Annotated in this window: 13 protein-coding genes and 3 pseudogenes; 7 read left to right on the top strand and 9 right to left on the bottom strand. The window is 59.0% G+C overall.

Features of this window, described 5'->3' with window-relative positions:
• Positions 1-249: 249 nt before the first annotated feature.
• Positions 250-594: a hypothetical protein gene (locus tag D6T64_RS01275; RefSeq protein ID WP_199719022.1), complete on the bottom strand. Its 345-nt coding sequence runs from the start codon at positions 592-594 to the stop codon at positions 250-252.
• A 1,953-nt stretch (positions 595-2,547) separates the two neighbouring features.
• Between D6T64_RS01275 and D6T64_RS01255 the strand changes: the two genes are divergently transcribed.
• Positions 2,548-2,841 (top strand): putative quinol monooxygenase, encoded by a 294-nt coding sequence (locus tag D6T64_RS01255; RefSeq protein ID WP_119970662.1) that lies wholly within the window; start codon positions 2,548-2,550, stop codon positions 2,839-2,841.
• 135 nt (positions 2,842-2,976) lie between these two features.
• Here the strand turns inward: D6T64_RS01255 and D6T64_RS22415 are convergent, their stop codons facing one another.
• Entirely contained in the window at positions 2,977-3,201 is a 225-nt protein-coding gene (locus D6T64_RS22415) for a CBS domain-containing protein (protein WP_158594756.1), read from the bottom strand.
• A 414-nt stretch (positions 3,202-3,615) separates the two neighbouring features.
• Between D6T64_RS22415 and D6T64_RS01245 the strand changes: the two genes are divergently transcribed.
• Positions 3,616-4,257, top strand: coding sequence for a DNA-3-methyladenine glycosylase (locus tag D6T64_RS01245; protein ID WP_119970658.1), 642 nt, complete (start codon positions 3,616-3,618; stop codon positions 4,255-4,257).
• Positions 4,258-4,393: 136 nt separating this feature from the next.
• Here D6T64_RS01245 and D6T64_RS01240 read toward each other — a convergent pair whose 3' ends face one another.
• Complete coding sequence (locus D6T64_RS01240) at positions 4,394-4,603, bottom strand: hypervirulence associated TUDOR domain-containing protein (protein WP_119970678.1); 210 nt, start codon at positions 4,601-4,603, stop codon at positions 4,394-4,396.
• Positions 4,604-4,693: 90 nt separating this feature from the next.
• Complete coding sequence (locus tag D6T64_RS01235; RefSeq protein WP_119970676.1) at positions 4,694-5,227, bottom strand: DUF488 domain-containing protein; 534 nt, start codon at positions 5,225-5,227, stop codon at positions 4,694-4,696.
• A 308-nt stretch (positions 5,228-5,535) separates the two neighbouring features.
• On the opposite strand from D6T64_RS01235, the gene D6T64_RS01230 reads away from it, so the two are divergent.
• Both D6T64_RS01230 and D6T64_RS01225 read left to right on the top strand, forming a co-directional pair.
• The gene (locus tag D6T64_RS01230) at positions 5,536-6,213 is read left to right on the top strand and encodes a dienelactone hydrolase family protein (protein ID WP_267900461.1); all 678 of its coding nucleotides are present in this window, start codon (positions 5,536-5,538) and stop codon (positions 6,211-6,213) included.
• 613 nt (positions 6,214-6,826) lie between these two features.
• Positions 6,827-7,378: a universal stress protein gene (locus D6T64_RS01225; protein WP_119970674.1), complete on the top strand. Its 552-nt coding sequence runs from the start codon at positions 6,827-6,829 to the stop codon at positions 7,376-7,378.
• Positions 7,379-7,724: 346 nt separating this feature from the next.
• Here the strand turns inward: D6T64_RS01225 and D6T64_RS01220 are convergent, their stop codons facing one another.
• Positions 7,725-8,192, bottom strand: coding sequence for a Dps family protein (locus D6T64_RS01220; protein ID WP_119970653.1), 468 nt, complete (start codon positions 8,190-8,192; stop codon positions 7,725-7,727).
• A gap of 386 nt (positions 8,193-8,578) precedes the next feature.
• Positions 8,579-9,247: a helix-turn-helix transcriptional regulator gene (locus tag D6T64_RS01215; protein WP_119970651.1), complete on the bottom strand. Its 669-nt coding sequence runs from the start codon at positions 9,245-9,247 to the stop codon at positions 8,579-8,581.
• Positions 9,248-9,348: 101 nt separating this feature from the next.
• On the opposite strand from D6T64_RS01215, the gene D6T64_RS01210 reads away from it, so the two are divergent.
• Together D6T64_RS01210 and ribA are read left to right on the top strand one after the other, a co-directional pair.
• Entirely contained in the window at positions 9,349-10,578 is a 1,230-nt protein-coding gene (locus D6T64_RS01210; RefSeq protein WP_119970649.1) for an NAD(P)/FAD-dependent oxidoreductase, read from the top strand.
• Between the two features lie 101 nt (positions 10,579-10,679).
• A pseudogene (gene ribA / locus D6T64_RS01205) lies at positions 10,680-11,270 on the top strand (GTP cyclohydrolase II); the annotation flags it as partial.
• 96 nt (positions 11,271-11,366) lie between these two features.
• Here the strand turns inward: ribA and istA are convergent.
• Positions 11,367-12,420: pseudogene (gene istA / locus D6T64_RS23010) on the bottom strand (IS21 family transposase); the annotation flags it as partial.
• 891 nt (positions 12,421-13,311) lie between these two features.
• Here istA and D6T64_RS01190 point away from each other — a divergent pair.
• Complete coding sequence (locus tag D6T64_RS01190) at positions 13,312-14,331, top strand: hypothetical protein (protein ID WP_119970640.1); 1,020 nt, start codon at positions 13,312-13,314, stop codon at positions 14,329-14,331.
• Between the two features lie 104 nt (positions 14,332-14,435).
• On the opposite strand, the gene D6T64_RS01185 is transcribed toward D6T64_RS01190, so the two are convergent.
• Positions 14,436-14,705 carry a hypothetical protein gene (locus D6T64_RS01185; RefSeq protein ID WP_119970637.1) on the bottom strand — a complete coding sequence of 90 codons (270 nt, stop codon included), beginning with the start codon at positions 14,703-14,705 and terminating at the stop codon, positions 14,436-14,438.
• Between the two features lie 207 nt (positions 14,706-14,912).
• Positions 14,913-15,723: pseudogene (locus tag D6T64_RS01180) on the bottom strand (FAD-dependent oxidoreductase); the annotation flags it as partial.
• Positions 15,724-15,908: the final 185 nt, after the last annotated feature.

Below are 15,908 nucleotides of genomic sequence, written 5' to 3'. Positions count from 1 at the left end.
CTGGCCTGATTTTTAGCGCTCTTTTGGCAGGAAACCAGCCGCTAACTTGGCCGGATTTCACTGCCGAAACGGCCTACAAAGAGTTGATCACACACAGCCCGACGGTATCGAAACGACTCCACCCCGCCGTGCCGGACTCTAGGTCGCGGTATACCGGGGCCAGAGGCCCAAACGACGTACGAGCAATGCGGTAGTTTCCGGGCATCGGATCATTGACAAGTTCCAACCCCGAGCGGGCACAAATATGCATCAACCGGAGAAAGAATCGTCCATGACGGCCCGAGCCGCTGTCGCAGCGTCCTTGAACCGGTCTTCACGAATAGCAGTGACCGGAGTGTCATAGCTCAGCCACGGGTTCGCTCCAATGAACCACGCGCGAGCAACATGCTCACCTTCAGCCTCCGCCAACATCGTCCACTGCTCGTAAGCGAACTGCAGACGTCGCATCGCCTCGTTCTTCGGGGCCGGCCCATCAGCCTTCGCCCACCGGTAGGGGAGCTTGGCATCTTTACTCCCAGCGAGCGAAGCAACAAGAGTCCCGCCTAAGGAACCATTCAATCGCCGCGTAATTTCCCGAATATCGAGCTTGATCATTCGCGTGTGAGCGGTCGTGACGTGCGTTGTGATCGCCAAAGTAACCCTTCCCTCGCTGGTGAGTCAAAGCACCCGTATAAATACTTTGATTACACCAATATTACACTCATCACGTCGTTTTTTCATTGGCGCGAGCTTTTTGGCGCGATGGCCAAGACCGGTCTTTCTATCCCGCAGCACCAAATGCACGCGCAGCGGCAAGCACACGGGGACCAACTTCATCCGGGTTGCCCTCACGGATGAGCCGCGCCGGCGCTATGTCTTCAAGCTGAGGATTCATACCCTGAAACCATGCCTGCACCACCCGCGGGTGGTCTCGCTCAGTGAGCATACCGGCGACCTGATAAGCGAGCCTCATACGGCGAATCGCCTCGGCCGGTGGCTTCCGAGTGCCCTCAGCCCACTGCCGTACGGCCCGGGTCTCGCTCACCGACCCCAGGTAGGCCACGAGCTGGGCACCTAGGAGCTCACGCAGTTGACCAACCAATTCAGCGATGTCCGACCGAATGGAGACCTCGTATGCCCGCAGTCCGGGAGTGGTGGATGACATGTAACGAGCCTAGTTTTTCGCCAGGCCAAATACCACCTGTTACACCACCCCTAATCCCATGCGATATGACCGATAATAGTGATTATGACAAGTAATAATGGACCTATCTCAGAATCCATCGGCCAGAGCGCTCTGATACGGCTGCTGCGTAGTGCCAAGAAATAAGTTGGGCTGAGGCCGCTCCGGCTTCATCTGGGCGCCGCAGTGTCGACATGTTGCTGCCACACTCCGAAGCTGAGTGAATCGGCGAGGTGGCGTCGACGCCGTGGAAAATCTAAGTCGAGAAAACTGACGCAAACGACGCGACCGCTGACTCGAAATGAGCGAACATGACATGTCGGCGCGGTGCCTCTATGTTCATAACTTCAAAAGCAGAACCACGTTTCTCGATGTAGCCCAGCACCTTCTCGGCCGACCTTTCGTGGCAACGGCGATCACCAACACGCCATTCATGATCAGACAGACTACGGACCTCGAGATCTCCCGTTGCACACGGTTCATGACCCTGATTCGACATTGAATCTCCTTCGAGATGAGCGGCCCAAACCGGCGGTACCTCAACCAGCTCCGATGCCGCTTGCATCCACACCCAACATACCCCCGTCCCTGGCGGCATGCCGTTGCCGGCAAATACAGCGCTGCGCAGAGCCCTAATCGGGCACGAGCCTGTGCGACAAGGTCTATTGCCGTATTCCTCGTGTGCCGGTGAGGATCCCCTGCGCTGTTGTGCGGTCAGTGTCGCAAGTCTTGCCTGCGTCTTTTTTGCAATCGTCCTCCACCTCCCGGAAGACGTTCCCCGGCGAGAGGAAGCTCAGTGGCACACTGATCGCCCGCTCCGTGCTCAAAGCGTCCAGTGCGCCGACGATTATCGCAATAATTTCGCTGATACCCGTTTGCAATCTCAAGTAATTGGGGCATCCCTCGTTAACGCCCGGAGTGTGGACAGCGACTCCAAGCACGAATAGTGCTGATCAGACCCGAAAATTTTGAAGGCGGTCATCCGCTAGCGTTAAAAAATGAACTCATATAGCTTATACGGCGTCGTAGCAATGAGCGGGACGATCGCGGCATCTATCCTGGGCATAGTGCTCTTGGTTCTGCTCGGGCGATTGACCCTCGTTGCAACACAAGCCCTCCGCACGTACACGCGAGCCCAGGACCTGCAAATAGATTTGCTCCTCGCGGACACGAACGACGAGCCCGCCCGGAACTAGCCCGCCCAAAACGCACCCGATCACCCGCTACGCGCCCACGGGCTCACCGACGCTGTCGAGTTCGGCGGCCGTTGCTGACAGAGTACAAGAGCGAAGCAAATATCCGTTCTCTCGTGGTCGAGGGCTACCAGATCCTCAATTTCTCAGCACGACACCCGATTTTTCACTCTTATATGAATTGGAGTTTTCATGGCCTTGACTGTTCTCCTTGACCTTCGCCTGAAGCCGGAAGCCGTTCTCGGTGCGCCAGCCATGCTGCGAGACATCCTGACCGGGACCCGAGCATTTGAGGGGTGTCTGGGTGTTGACGTGTTGCTTGATTGTGAAGATCCCGCCCACATGATTTTGCTGGAACGGTGGGCGTCGGCCGAAGCCGACGCGGCCTATCGTGAGTGGCGCGCGGGCGCGGGCGCGACCGAACTGGGCTCGCTACTAGCCAGCGCTCCCCAAGTCTCGATGTTTGAAACTGCCAGCGACATCTGACAGAGCACTACAGCACACACCCGAGGTCATGACCATGTTCTTCGGTGTGCGCTTCTAAATGCTGGAACCGAACCAGATCGAGGTGCTGTCCGGATGAGACTCGACCACGGCGACGCACACCTGATTAGCTGACCGCTAACGCATCCGCCCTTCGGTGCGCGGCAGCAGTCGCGGGAGTACGTCGGACAGGGTCACGATCCCACGGAACGCGCCGTCGTCGTTGACCACCACGACGAACTGCTGGCTCGTCGCGCGCATCTGGGCAAGGACCTCATAGACGGGGGTCACCCCCGCTAGCGCCAGCGCGGATCGCACGAAGTGAGCGGCAGGGGCATCGAGCTCGCCGACCAGGATGCACATGTGACCGGATTGAGCAGCAGCACGCTGCACGGCGGACGGCGGCGACAGATGCACCACGCGGCACAACGGTGGGGGCAACACTGACATCGACGAGCTCGTCCAGGCGCAACGTTTCCAATTCGATCGCGCCTTCCAGCTGATTCTGGAACGGACTATTGAGCATACCGGTGAACCACGATCAGCGGACAATGTTGCTTGCCAACGATCGTTTTTCGGTGAAAATGCCGCCTTACGTGAGCCAATGCGGCGCACATCTACGCCCATTCCACAACCGACGTCATCATCTCGCGCCGCGATTTAACTTGCGGTACGCATTCGAAATATATTCCGCGCGACGTTTCGAGCAGATCAGCTCCCGCGATGCACTCGACGTCTCCTTCAAGCGTTGCCGCGGGCAGTGGATACGCTGACTAGATGACCTTGCTGACTGGATTTCATCTAGCGGACCGCGGGTTTTTTGCGCGCGAGGTGCTCGATGTCGCACCGGAAATTCTCGGCTGCATCCTTCAACGCACCGATGATGTTGGCACGGTGGCCATTCAAATTACCGAGGTCGAGGCATATGCGGGTGAACGCGACCCGGGGGCGCACACCTATCGGGGTAAGACGAATCGGAATAAGACAATGTTCGGCCCTGCCGGACACCTTTACTGCTACTTCACTTATGGGATGCACCACGCGCTGAACCTTGTTACCGGGCACTCAGGCCAACCATACGGTTGTCTCATCAGGGCAGGAGACGTGCTGGCAGGAACCGACATCGCCCGAAGGAGGCGAGAAAGCAAACCTCGAAAAGTTCCTCTCCGAGAAAGCGGTTTGGCGCGGGGCCCTGGCTGCGTTGCCCAAAGCTTCGCCGCTACCCTGGCAAACGACGGTGACAATCTTTTCGGCGGACAGTGGAAATTTCTCGTTCCTGACGAGGAAATAGTCCTACCCCACCGAACCGGCCCCCGAGTTGGCGTCAGCGGGCCCGGCGGCGATGCGACGAACTTTCCTTGGCGTTACTGGTTAGCTGACGCGTCGTCCGTTTCAACATACAAACCAGGCCGCCCATAACCATAATCTCAAGACAAACTGCGGCGAACCCGCCAATCCGAGAACGTCACCATCCGATCCGTGGCCGTCAGTAATCTGCCCGCAGTCGCGCAGGGCGCGCGCCTTTGCCGAAAACATTTATTGATCGCCGCAATGGCTAGATGTTCGTCAGTGCCTCGCCCTTATGCATCACCACATGGTCGGTCATGTCGCTCGTGATCTCATACTGCGGATCATCAGGGCTACAGCGGCGAATATGACCTTTGTACTCCACGTCTCGCATATGAATCTTCGTGATAATACCCTGCACATAACCGGCCTCAGAGTTCCAGCGCACGTGAGCGCCAACAAAGAATTTCACTGCCATGAATATGCCTTCCACCACCACAATGTTGCCGAATGCCTTCAGCGTAATCGGTGCACCACCGTGCCCAACCCGGATTCGTACCCTCCTTGATCAATTTTCCGGCGGGTACCAGACGCGGTCACCCTCGACCTTCGCAAAACTGGTCATGGTGTGTGGCGTGGTCGTGGTCAGGCTCATAATGTCATCAACCTGCAGGCCGCGAGCCAGCAACGCATCGCCGATCAGTGATCGATGACAACGCCACGGAACGGCTTCGGCACACATGATCGCTACCGTCTGCTTCTTCGCCAACGCCATCAATTCGTCAATACCGACCACGAACTCGGGCGTTTGCATGTAATCGGCATAGTTGCGAAAGCTCTTATTACGCCACGCCCCGTTGATAGATACCTCTGCCGCCGGAGTGTGCCGTAACCCGCCCAGCCCGGGGAGTCGTTGATAATCGATACCTACCTCCGGCATGCTTGCGACAAGTTCGTGTTCCCCAAATTGCGGGTTGTGACGAGACCCCGGAACAGTCCGCACGTCGACGAGCCGTTTGACACCATTTGCCTTCAACATTCCCACGAACTCAACAATCGGATGAGTCGAATGCCCGATCGTGCACACACGAAAACTTGCCATGCTCCCATTGAACCGCATATGCTGCCGGTATCAGAAACGTATGTTTTCTGCGCCCGACACTAGGCTCCACAACACTGGGCGGGCGAGATCTCGTTTGCCGGCCACCGCAGTGCTTTCATCCTGCAGCCGTCGGTAATCTAGTCAGTGACGAAGCTTCCTCGTTCCAGCCCACCGGTTCACGCAGGCCAAGCGCTGACATCCCCGGTGACGCCGCTGCCACCGGAAGCCCTGAACGAACGGAGAAACCGTGCAACCGGTCCCGGCCCACTCCGATAATTCGCACGCGATAAAAACTGCCGGGACTGGCGGTGTCCCCCCTGACAGTTTCCGTACCGGCGGGCATAGCCCGGGCTGGAGTAATTGTGCTCCACGAGGTCTGGGGCCTCTCCGCACCAGTCACCGCTCTCGTCGTGCGCTTGGCCGACTGCGGCTGTATCACGGCCGCGCCGCACCTCTACCACCGCATCGCAGACCCCGTCGTCACCGACGGGAAATTCACACAAGCCCGCCGCTACCACGACACATTAACCACGGAGGGGCTCACATTCGACATCGAGAGCGCCCTGGCCTGGATCCGCGCCCAAGGAGCACAGAAAGTAGCGGTAATAGGTTTCTCCATGGGAGGCACCCTCGCATTGTGGGCGGCAGCAACACTGCACATCGACGCCGCAGTCACCTGCTACGGTGCCAGCTTAACTTCACCACGCTGGCCTGGCATCCTCAGCGGCATCGATGCCACAGGCGTGCTCAAGGCACCTTGGCTGGGAATATATGCAGGCAAAGACACCGGTACCCCCGCCCGTGACCTCCAACAGATGCGCGAAATCCTGACCCACACCACCACGCAATCTTCGGTGGTTGTTTACCCCGAAGTCCGCCACGGCTTCGCGCTTGACCCGGACCTTCCACGCCACGCCGCAGACGAGACCGCAGATGCCTTCGCGCGAACGTCCCTCTTCCTGAAAACCCATTTACGCGAAACTTGACAGCCACTTTCGTAAGAATCACCACTAATCGTCGACAGCGCTCATGGTCGTTGGTAAAACCATTTCCAAACCCGCCGTCAGTTGTCCGGGCTACGACGCCACACCCATTTGCAAGCCCGATCGCGGTCGAGTTGGGCCTCGCGACAATCTTGAAGTGGAATACGACGTCATCATCGTCGTCCTTCATCTCGTTCAACCGAATCTAAAGGATCGAGGCGAGATCGTATTCAATGCTGGCACGAAGAAGTACAGAACTCACAGGGGCACGATTGTGGTCCTGTTTATCTGCGTTCGATCCAACATCGCTCGCTTCGCCACAGCTAAGTCCGTGGACCTTTCGAGTCGGATTAACGCGTCAACCGAATGGCTCGCTCTTTCCAGATATCGGAGTGAAGGCGTACCCGGGTGGCTGGGACCCTCACGAAAAAATTATGTGCCGGGACAAACCCCAATGAGCATAGACGAAATCTGTCCACCGCCCATCGCCAGGTCTTGTTGACCCTCACAAAAGCTCAAAATTCGCTCAGCCCTTGTCCTCGCCGATATCCTGAACCGATGATCACGCACCCGTCGTATCTAGGTCATGACGCAAGCGAATCGCAAGGAGGAGCTCATGGACGATAGGGGCAATAACTATTCCGGGACGGCGGGCTCGAATGATCTGGACGCGGCGCAGATTAGGCTCACCACAGTTCACCGCAGTCTTGGACGGATCGTGGTGGGAGTTGATGGGGTATCTGGGTCGGGAGCTGCTTTGGATTGGGCGGTCAGTGAGGCGCAACTGCGCGGTGTGCCCATTCACGTGGTCATGACCTGGCAGGAATCGCAAATCTATGGTGCCGACGGGATCGGGACATTGGGAATGAATCCGTTGGAGGACACGGCCCGTGAGTTGTCAACGGCAACATCCCGCGAGGTCGCCCAACTGGCCGAAAACGCGTCACGTGGGCATGATGTGATGATTACCAGTGAGGCAGTTGAGGGGCATCCGGCAGAGGCACTCCTGCTCGCCGCGGAAGATGCGGCGATGTTGGTGGTCGGATCGCGAGGACATGGCGGGTTAGCCGGTGTACTTCTTGGATCGGTGGGCCAGCATGTGGTGCCACACGCCCGATGTCCCGTTGTCGTGGTGCCGGATCTCATGCATGAAGCTGACAGACCATAACCGTCCCAAACGCAAGCGGCCCTATTCTAGAACCCAAGCTAACCGGTAGCCCCGCTGCACAGTCCACGGCAGCTCAGTTCAGGCTCTAACGAGGGAACAGGTTCGCTCTAGCGTTCGACCGTAGTGGCGCATGACTGTCAAGAGCCGTGAAGTACTGGGCGTTTTCCGACTAGCGTCACAACACTCAGCGTTGAGGGATAGCCGTGACAGACGATCCGAGAACCGCAAGAAGGACGCCGACGCCACGGACGGACGGCGGGAAAGGCGCACGGCCTCGGGACGTCCTACGCCCCAATTGCCCAGATCGCCCCACCGTCGTCGAAACCGTCGCCGCCTGGGAGTGGGGTTAGTTTCGGCCCGCGGATTGCGGCCGTCGGTTCTCAGCGCTCACCATCCACGCATACTGTTCCAGCTTCTCGATGAAAAGGTGCAGAATATCGGCGCTGGTGGGATCTTCCTCATCGACGTCATCGTGCACGACCCGCATGTTCTCCACCGTGAGGTTTAAGCGTTCCGTGATGAGGTTGACCGCGTCCGTCGTGAGAACCTCGCCGGCGGGGAAGGTCGGCAGGTGCGTGGTCGCGGCGACGGTTTCGATGCGTCCGTCGGGCTGCGCGTTGAGGGCGCGTAAGCGTTCGGCCAATTGATCAGAGAATTCACGCACGTCATCGACGATTTCGTCCAGTTGCAGGTGCAGGTCGCGAAAGTTCGGTCCGACGATGTTCCAGTGTGCCTGCTTGCCTTGCAAGTGCAGCGCGATCAGGTCGACGAGAACGGATTGCAAGTTCGTGCGGAGTGTTTCGGAGGCGTGCATGATGTCCTTTCATGATGCGAAGGTAGGGTTTAAATTGTGTGAGGCCACCGCGCCTGCCACTATCGCGGTTATGCGGGTGTCAACGAATGTCTTGCGCTACGTGAGGCCCCTTTCGATGATATGACCATCAGCTCACAGGCCGCACCGGGCTGTACTGCCCAAGCAGTGCCTCTGACCCCGTCGAGAGGACATCTCACAAGAGAGAACGTTCATTACGGCAAATCTGGTCGAGAGTTCACTCCGAGCAAAAAAAATTCACCTCTGAGTACAAAAGAGATGCCGCGAACGGGAGCTCGGTGTCAATGAGAAAACACGTGGCCTGAGGTGATGACGTTCACGAACAGCATTGAGACCGTGCAGATTGAGGAAAGGTCAGGGCGTCTCGCTTACTCGGTATTTCGGGCGATACGCACGCAACAGTATCCATCTCGGGGCGCGAATTGGACCTCGCGCTCGCGCTCGCCCGCACCATCTGCAACACCTGTTAGTAGGGCTAAGTTGGCCGCACAGATACTCTCGGTGTGTTTCTTCGCCAGCTCGTGAAATGGACAGTTGTGAAGAAGCAGACCGCCGTCACCATCGTCTTGAGGCTCATATCCGGTTGACTGCAGCACTGCTTCCAATGAGCCGGAGTTTATGCCTAATGCGCGACCGTGCTCCACAGACACCCGGTTGAGCGACTCGCGGGCAGGCTCTCCTGCGCGATCGGATCGCTCGATGGCGGAGATCAGCAATTCTGCGGCCAGAGCGTAGTGTCGGGCTGGAACAGACACAACGATCTCGTCGGCCACACGTCGGTACAGCTTGGCAGGCCGTCCAGCGCCAGGACCGGTTCGGCCCGTACGGCGCTGGTATTCAGTCTCCAAGAGCCCGCTTTGAGCAAGTCTGTCCAGATGAAATGCCACCGTCCCGCGCGGGACACCGAGCGCCTCGGCCGCCTCATCACGGCCCACGGGTGTCGCGCTGTGAGAGACAAATTCGAACAAGGATCGCCGCAGCGGATCACTGAGCGACGCGATAGCAGAAATGTCGTCCGCGTGTGATTGTCCGGTCATAATGATGATCCTAACTCTAAAACAGAATATCTTGACAAAAGAAATGGATGACTCCTACAGTGGGGCTACGAAGATAGCCAGCACACCAGCAAAGAGGAAACATGCCGGATTCCCAGAGTTTTATCATCGTTGGAGCAGGGCTTGCTGGTGCGTCCGCCGCCAGGACGCTGCGCGAAGAGGGCTTCACCGGGCCGATCCAGCTAATCGGCGCCGAAGCACACCGGCCTTATATCCGACCCCCACTTTCGAAGGACTACCTTAACGGATCCGGCGACGACGACTCCATATACGTTGATCCCAAGGAATGGTACGCGGAGCATCATGTCGATTTGCTCCTTGGCACCTCTGTCACCCGCATTGATGCCAACCGCCGGCTCATTCACACCGACGCCGGCGATACATTCTCCTACCGCAAGGTGCTGCTCACCACTGGCTCGTCATCTCGTCGCCTGTCGATCCTCGGGGCAGACCTCGAAGGGGTGCACTACTTGCGTACCGTAGAAGACTCCAAAAAACTGCGTTCTTTGCTTGCGGGCGGGAATATGCGACTCGTCCTGATCGGCTCGGGTTGGATTGGCATGGAGGTGGCTGCGACAGCACGCACCCTAGGAAACGACGTAACAATTCTCGAACGCGGTCCGATCCCACTCGCGAACGCGCTCGGCGATGAGCTCGGCCAGATGTTCGCCGATCTCCACGAACAAAACGGCGTCATCCTGCGACGTTCAGTGTCCGTTGAAAGTATTCTCGGACACGACGGGCGAACTACCGCTGTGAGACTCACCAGCGGAGAGGTCATTCCCGCGGACCTCGTCCTGGTCGGCATTGGTGCCACGCCCAACGTTGAGCTGGCCGATTCAGCGGGACTAACAATCGATAACGGCGTCTCCGTCGATGCATCCCTTCGCACGAGTGACCCGGCAATCTATGCAGCGGGTGATGTTGCCAACGCGTACCATCCGGTGGCGAAGTTGCAACTGCGCAGCGAACACTGGGCCAATGCATTGAATGGTGGGAAAGCTGCGGCACGGTCGATGCTCGGCCAGAACATGTCCTATGACGACATCCCCTACTTCTATACCGATCAATTCGATATCGGTATGGAGTACTCGGGGTTCGGACCTTTGGCCCGGGGAGCCGACGTCGTGTATCGAGGCGACCGGGCTGGCCGCGAATTCATCGCCTTCTGGGTGACGGGCGGAAAAGTCGTGGCCGGCATGAACGTGAATATCTGGGACGTCAACGAAGCCGTGCAAGGCATCATTCGGCGTGGCAACCAAGTCGATCACGCCAAGCTTGCGAATGCCGATGTGCCCCTGGAATCACTGTAATCATGACCGAAACATGTTTCAGCACCAACCCCTCCAGCCCACCCACCACCACACTCTCGGAAGGAGGAGACAATACCTGCACTGTCCGTCCGATCGCGATATCCGGCGTCACATTTGAAGTTGAAACGACCATCCCTACCGAGCACGGCACTTTCCAGTTCCGCGCCTACCACGACCTCGTCACTGGCAGCGAACATCTCGCCATCGTGTCCGGCACACCAACCGACGGCTGTTTCGTTCGTGTGCACTCCGAATGCCTGACCGGTGAGATCTTCCAATCTCACAAATGTGAATGCGGCCCACAACTCGACTCTGCCCTCAACATAATCAATCAGTACGGCGGTGTCGTCATCTACATGCGCGGTCACGAAGGCCGCGGCATCGGACTTATCAACAAACTCAAGGCCTACCGCCTGCAAGAAACCGGCTTAGACACGCTCGACGCGAACCTCGCACTCGGCCTACCCGCAGACGACCGTGATTATTCTGCCGCGGCTGCGATCCTCCACGACCTCCGACTTCGGGCGGTGCGCCTCCTCACCAACAACCCCGACAAAGTCGGCCAGCTCACCAAGCACGGGATCACCGTCCTCGAACGCGTACCACTCACAGCAGGTGCGCATCCGGCCAACTCCGCCTATCTCCGCACCAAACGTGATCGCATGGGACATCTCCTTCAACACACGATCTAATCTTGAGGTGCGAAACCCGACCGGACACCACCTGCAGCGTTTTGCACCCGGGCATCGTCTATTCACCACCCAGGTAGTCAATAATTTTTACACCATCCGCTCATCGAGGATCTCGACCACGTCGTGGCGCAACCCGACCGTGAGGGTGCGGCGGTGGAAGGACAACCCGGCCGCGTAGGTGTTCGCGTCGATGAGGACGTGCCCCTTCTTGTCAGCCGTGCGGGACTCATAACGCACCGGGTCAAACCCGACACCAGGCAGTGCCAGCGACGCGGCGACGCCCTGGGCGACGAGCTCGCTGACGGGCAGGCCTTTACGGTAGTGGACAGCCTCAGCCAACGCCATGCACCGCGCCATCAACACGTCGTTCAGGCCCTGCAGGGTGGCCGCTTCCGGCTCGGGAACCATCAGGTTGCGGCGGAGGAACCCGACGGCGTTTTCCACGTTGCCTTTCTCATTACCCGCGTACGGATTGCAAAACCGAGACTCCGACCCGTAATGCAGCTTGAACGCGCCAAACAGTTTGGCCTCGACGACCTTGGTGCCGACGCGTCGTCCGATGCCGGTGGCGTTGGCGAAGACCAGGTGTCGGGGCGCGGCGCCGATGTGATCGAACACGGTGCGCAGGCAGTGACAGACGAACTCGGCGGTTTCGCCGCGGTAGGCCTGAACGAAGCATTCGAGAACGGGAACGTCACAACGGAGATGTGCAGGACCTGCCGGATTCCACCGATGATCGCCTCGGCCTGACCGAAGTCAACCTGCGCGGTCCCGGCCGGCCAGACCAGTTCAGTGACGCCCTCCCCGGCGTGCCGGTGCCCTGCGTTCCACTTCTTCACGAAGTGTTGCACCGGGGAGTAACTACCGTTGTAGCGCTCTTCGTTGACTAAGCAATCAAAGACCGCTTGGCAGTGTGGCGTTGCTTGCGCGGCCGGCGTTGGTCCTCGCCCAGCCACGTCTCAATAGTGTCTTCAAACCCGGTCAAGGCTGACCCGGCTGGCCTCGGGACAGGCGTCGGCGGTTTCGGTGAATAGTTCTGTTGCCCGGTGTATTTCGCCACGGCGTCGCGGCTGATTCCCAATCGGCGGGCGATTTCACAGCCCGCGATTCCGTGGGAGTCAAGAGTTCTGATATATTCCTGCACGGACATGGGTACCGTCATCTGCTTCCTGGTTCCTTCCGGCGCGACCGCTTGGCAGTAGACACGCCTTTAGGAACCTATCTGGGGGTGGCGGGCCGATGTCTCCAGCTCTTCGAAGAAGGCCCCGGCCACCGGTGATCTCAAACTCTGCGCATTCCCCGAATCCAACGTCTTGGAGGGGGAATCTGCTGGCCTGATTTTTAGCGCTGTTTTGGCAGGAAACCAGCCGCTAACTTGGCCAGATTCCGCTGCCGAAACGGCCTACAAAGAGTTGATTACACACAGACAGCCAACTCGGTCGCAAGCCAGGCTGGAGGCACCACATAGGCCACAGCCCTCGTGGCCACCCGCCACCCGCCACCCAATAGAACACCAAGAAAAGGTTCGAGTCAGCACCCCACCCGAGATGTATACTCCATATATTTCGCTCATGTCCCGCCCGCAGGCCAGCGCATAATCGATGCCGGGCGGGCGGCGACGAACCCGACGGCTGGAGCTATGAACGACATGCGAACAACACCCAACGTCCCAAAGCGCCGAACTGCACCGTGCGGATGGGGAACTGCAATCACCACTGGATCACTCCGCCGCTGCCCAACCTGGTTGTGAGCGGTCAATTCGACCCCACCCGTTTCATCACCCAACACGAAGAAATTGTGAAGTCGATTGACCTATATGAAAACTTCGACCGGCGCGAGTTGATAAGAACCCGCGCTGGTGCCCTGCACGCCATTCGAGACAGGGACGCCAGGAAGCTTCAAACTAGTCAACTCATCGCGGCAGTGCGGCCTGTCGAACCTGCCCTTTTACTCGATGCCGCGTACCTGGCAGTTGAGGAGATCGAACAAGTCCGTTCCGGCCATGCCGAACTGACTCGTCGACGCACAACGAGAGGTAACCGTGGCTGAGCCCACAGCCAAGGACAAAGCATGGGCGATCTTCGACCGCATCATCGTTGATGCCTCACCATTTGGTCTCCACACCAACCCGTGGCGCCTGATGGATGACACGCGAGAATATGTGCCGGATATTGCCACGCTAGAGCGCCTCCTTGGCGTCCCCCTGTACCTGAAGGCGACCGAGCGTTCGAGCGTGCGCGCCCTTGCACTAGACGTATGGCTTGCACACGAACTGCGCAGAGCTGGGTTCGAACCCGATGCAGTCTGGCCGCGACTTAGGCATCCACGCATCCTTCCCGTGCCGATCACCAAGCTGCTGGAGGCCCTGCCAAAAGCGGAAAAGATGATCCTCACACAGCGATTAATCAAGAAAACTTCGATCAGTGAAGTGACCTCATCTAATCCTTCGATCTTAGGCAAGAACTACCTCTCACAAGTGGACGTGATCATGACAGACTGGGTCACCGGCCCGGAGATCCTGGTCTCCACTAAACGTATGGACTCTTCATATGGGAAGAACGTGACAAATCTCGTCGCCGAGTCATACGGAGATGCAAAGAACCTCCGACTCCGCCACCCCATGGCCGCTCTCGGATTTCTCATTGCCGTGCGCTCGGACATCCTGGTCAAAGAACCGCTAATCTTCGGCTGGCTCACCGACCTCGTCGGGAAAATCGGACAGGAAGACGACGCCTACCACGCCACGTCGTTGCTCCTCATGGACTACGAGGGCGACCTGGCTATCGATGAAGAAAATGACGAGAAAGAGCCAGAGAACCCGCTTACTCCGGCAGGTCCGGAGCCAGCGCCCGACGAAAACAAAGACGTCGCGGACATTCCATCCGACGAAATCGACAGAGCACTGTTGGAGCTTCCCCGCGTGACGATTCAAGAAGAGCTTGTAGATCCGCATCTGCAAGCAGCGACGTTCATTGCGAACATCGTCAACCGGACCCTCGACGTAACCCCGATCACCCTGCACAGGAAGGCCCGCCTGCTGCGGAAGAACGCAGCCGGGTAATGGTCGGCAACGACCGTAAAAAATAATTCCAACGGACTCCGGTCTAAACAGCCGACCGGAGTGTAGACAAAAAGGTTTGAGTGGCCGACGTAGGGAAACAGCCTTTAAGCGAGCAATAGGTCCATGTCAGGGAAGAAAGAAAAATCTGACAGCTGATCGTCGCCGTCCAATGGCTCAGCAGTTGGCGGGAGTTGCTCAATCCGGACGGCCGACGCTGGGGTGACCAAAACCTTCACCGGCGTGCCACCGGCGACACAGAAGTCGACAAACTCTCCCCCAGCCTGCACCGCTTTGAGGATCCGAGCCTGAACGTCCGCAATAGCTGCGCCGTCAACTGCATAGCGGTACTCGTTGATGTGCACGAGAAAAGTCATAGCCTGCGTTCTGTTGAGGAAACGACGCCCATACCGCCGTGCGCACCACGCTACGCCCACTAGCCGCAACGGCGACGGGTTGCTTTTTGCCAAGGATTGCACTAGCCAGTCCTACGGCTTCCCAAACTGCGCGAAGGACCTGGCACAACAGTACCAAAAGCAGAGCAATCACCGAGGTCGCTGTCCTCAGCGTCGTCCGCGGTGTGGCAGAACGGTGCCGCCGCTGGCGAGGGTCAGCTCCACGTCGCCGGTGTCGGTGCGGTGGGCGGCCGTGGGAGACTCATCAAGGAGCAGGGTCGCGCCGGAATCGCACAGCGCGGTCGCGACCATTATGCCGGCGAACGGCTCCGAGCCGCCGAGCAGCCCGCTGCGGGCGATGAGGGTGACGTGTGAGCCAAGAGCCGTATACGCGGTGGCCATCTCGGCGGCAACGACTCCACCGCCGATAATGGCCAAGCTCGTCGGGATCTCCGTTACTGAGGTCGCCTCACGGCTGGTCCACGGTGTGACCTCAGCCAGGCCCGGCACCTCGGGCAANCAACAGGGCCGCTGACCCGGTGCTGACAACGACGGCGTGGCTGGCGGTCAGCACTCGCACGCTGCCGTCGGCGGCAGTGACAGTGACCTCGCGCGGGCCGGTCAGGGTGCCGTGCCCGCGCACCAGATCGATTCCCGCCGATTCGAGCCAGTTCGCCTGGCCGGCGTCGGAGTAGCCGTTGACGATGGTGTCGCGGCGCTTCAGGGTCGCTCGCGGGTCGACCACCGAGGTGACAGCCTCGGCTGCTCCGAGAACCCGTCGGGCGGCGGCGAGGACGGCGCCGCTGCGCAGCAGCGCTTTCGACGGCATGCACGCCCAGTAGGAGCACTCGCCGCCGATCAGGGAACTCTCGACGATCACCGTGCGCAGGCCACCCTGCGCTGTTCGGTCTGCCACGTTCTCACCAACAGCGCCGGCCCCCAGCACGATGACGTCCCAGGTGTCTGCGTCGGTGGAACGTACGGGGGTCTGAATCGTCATCGAATCTCCAGCCGGGTCGGGGCCCGTACCAGCGAGCGATACGGTCCAAACAGCTTATCCCGAGCATCCCACAGCTGCCATGGGCCGGCTGTGTGTGATCAACTCTTTGTAGGCCGTTTCGGCAGTGAAATCCGGCCAAGTTAGCGGCTGGTTTCCTGCCAAAAGAGCGCTAAAAATCAGGCCAG

This window comes from Cryobacterium melibiosiphilum (genome assembly GCF_003602235.1).
GTDB lineage: Bacteria > Actinomycetota > Actinomycetes > Actinomycetales > Microbacteriaceae > Cryobacterium > Cryobacterium melibiosiphilum.
This window is presented reverse-complemented; position numbering and strand designations above follow the sequence as displayed.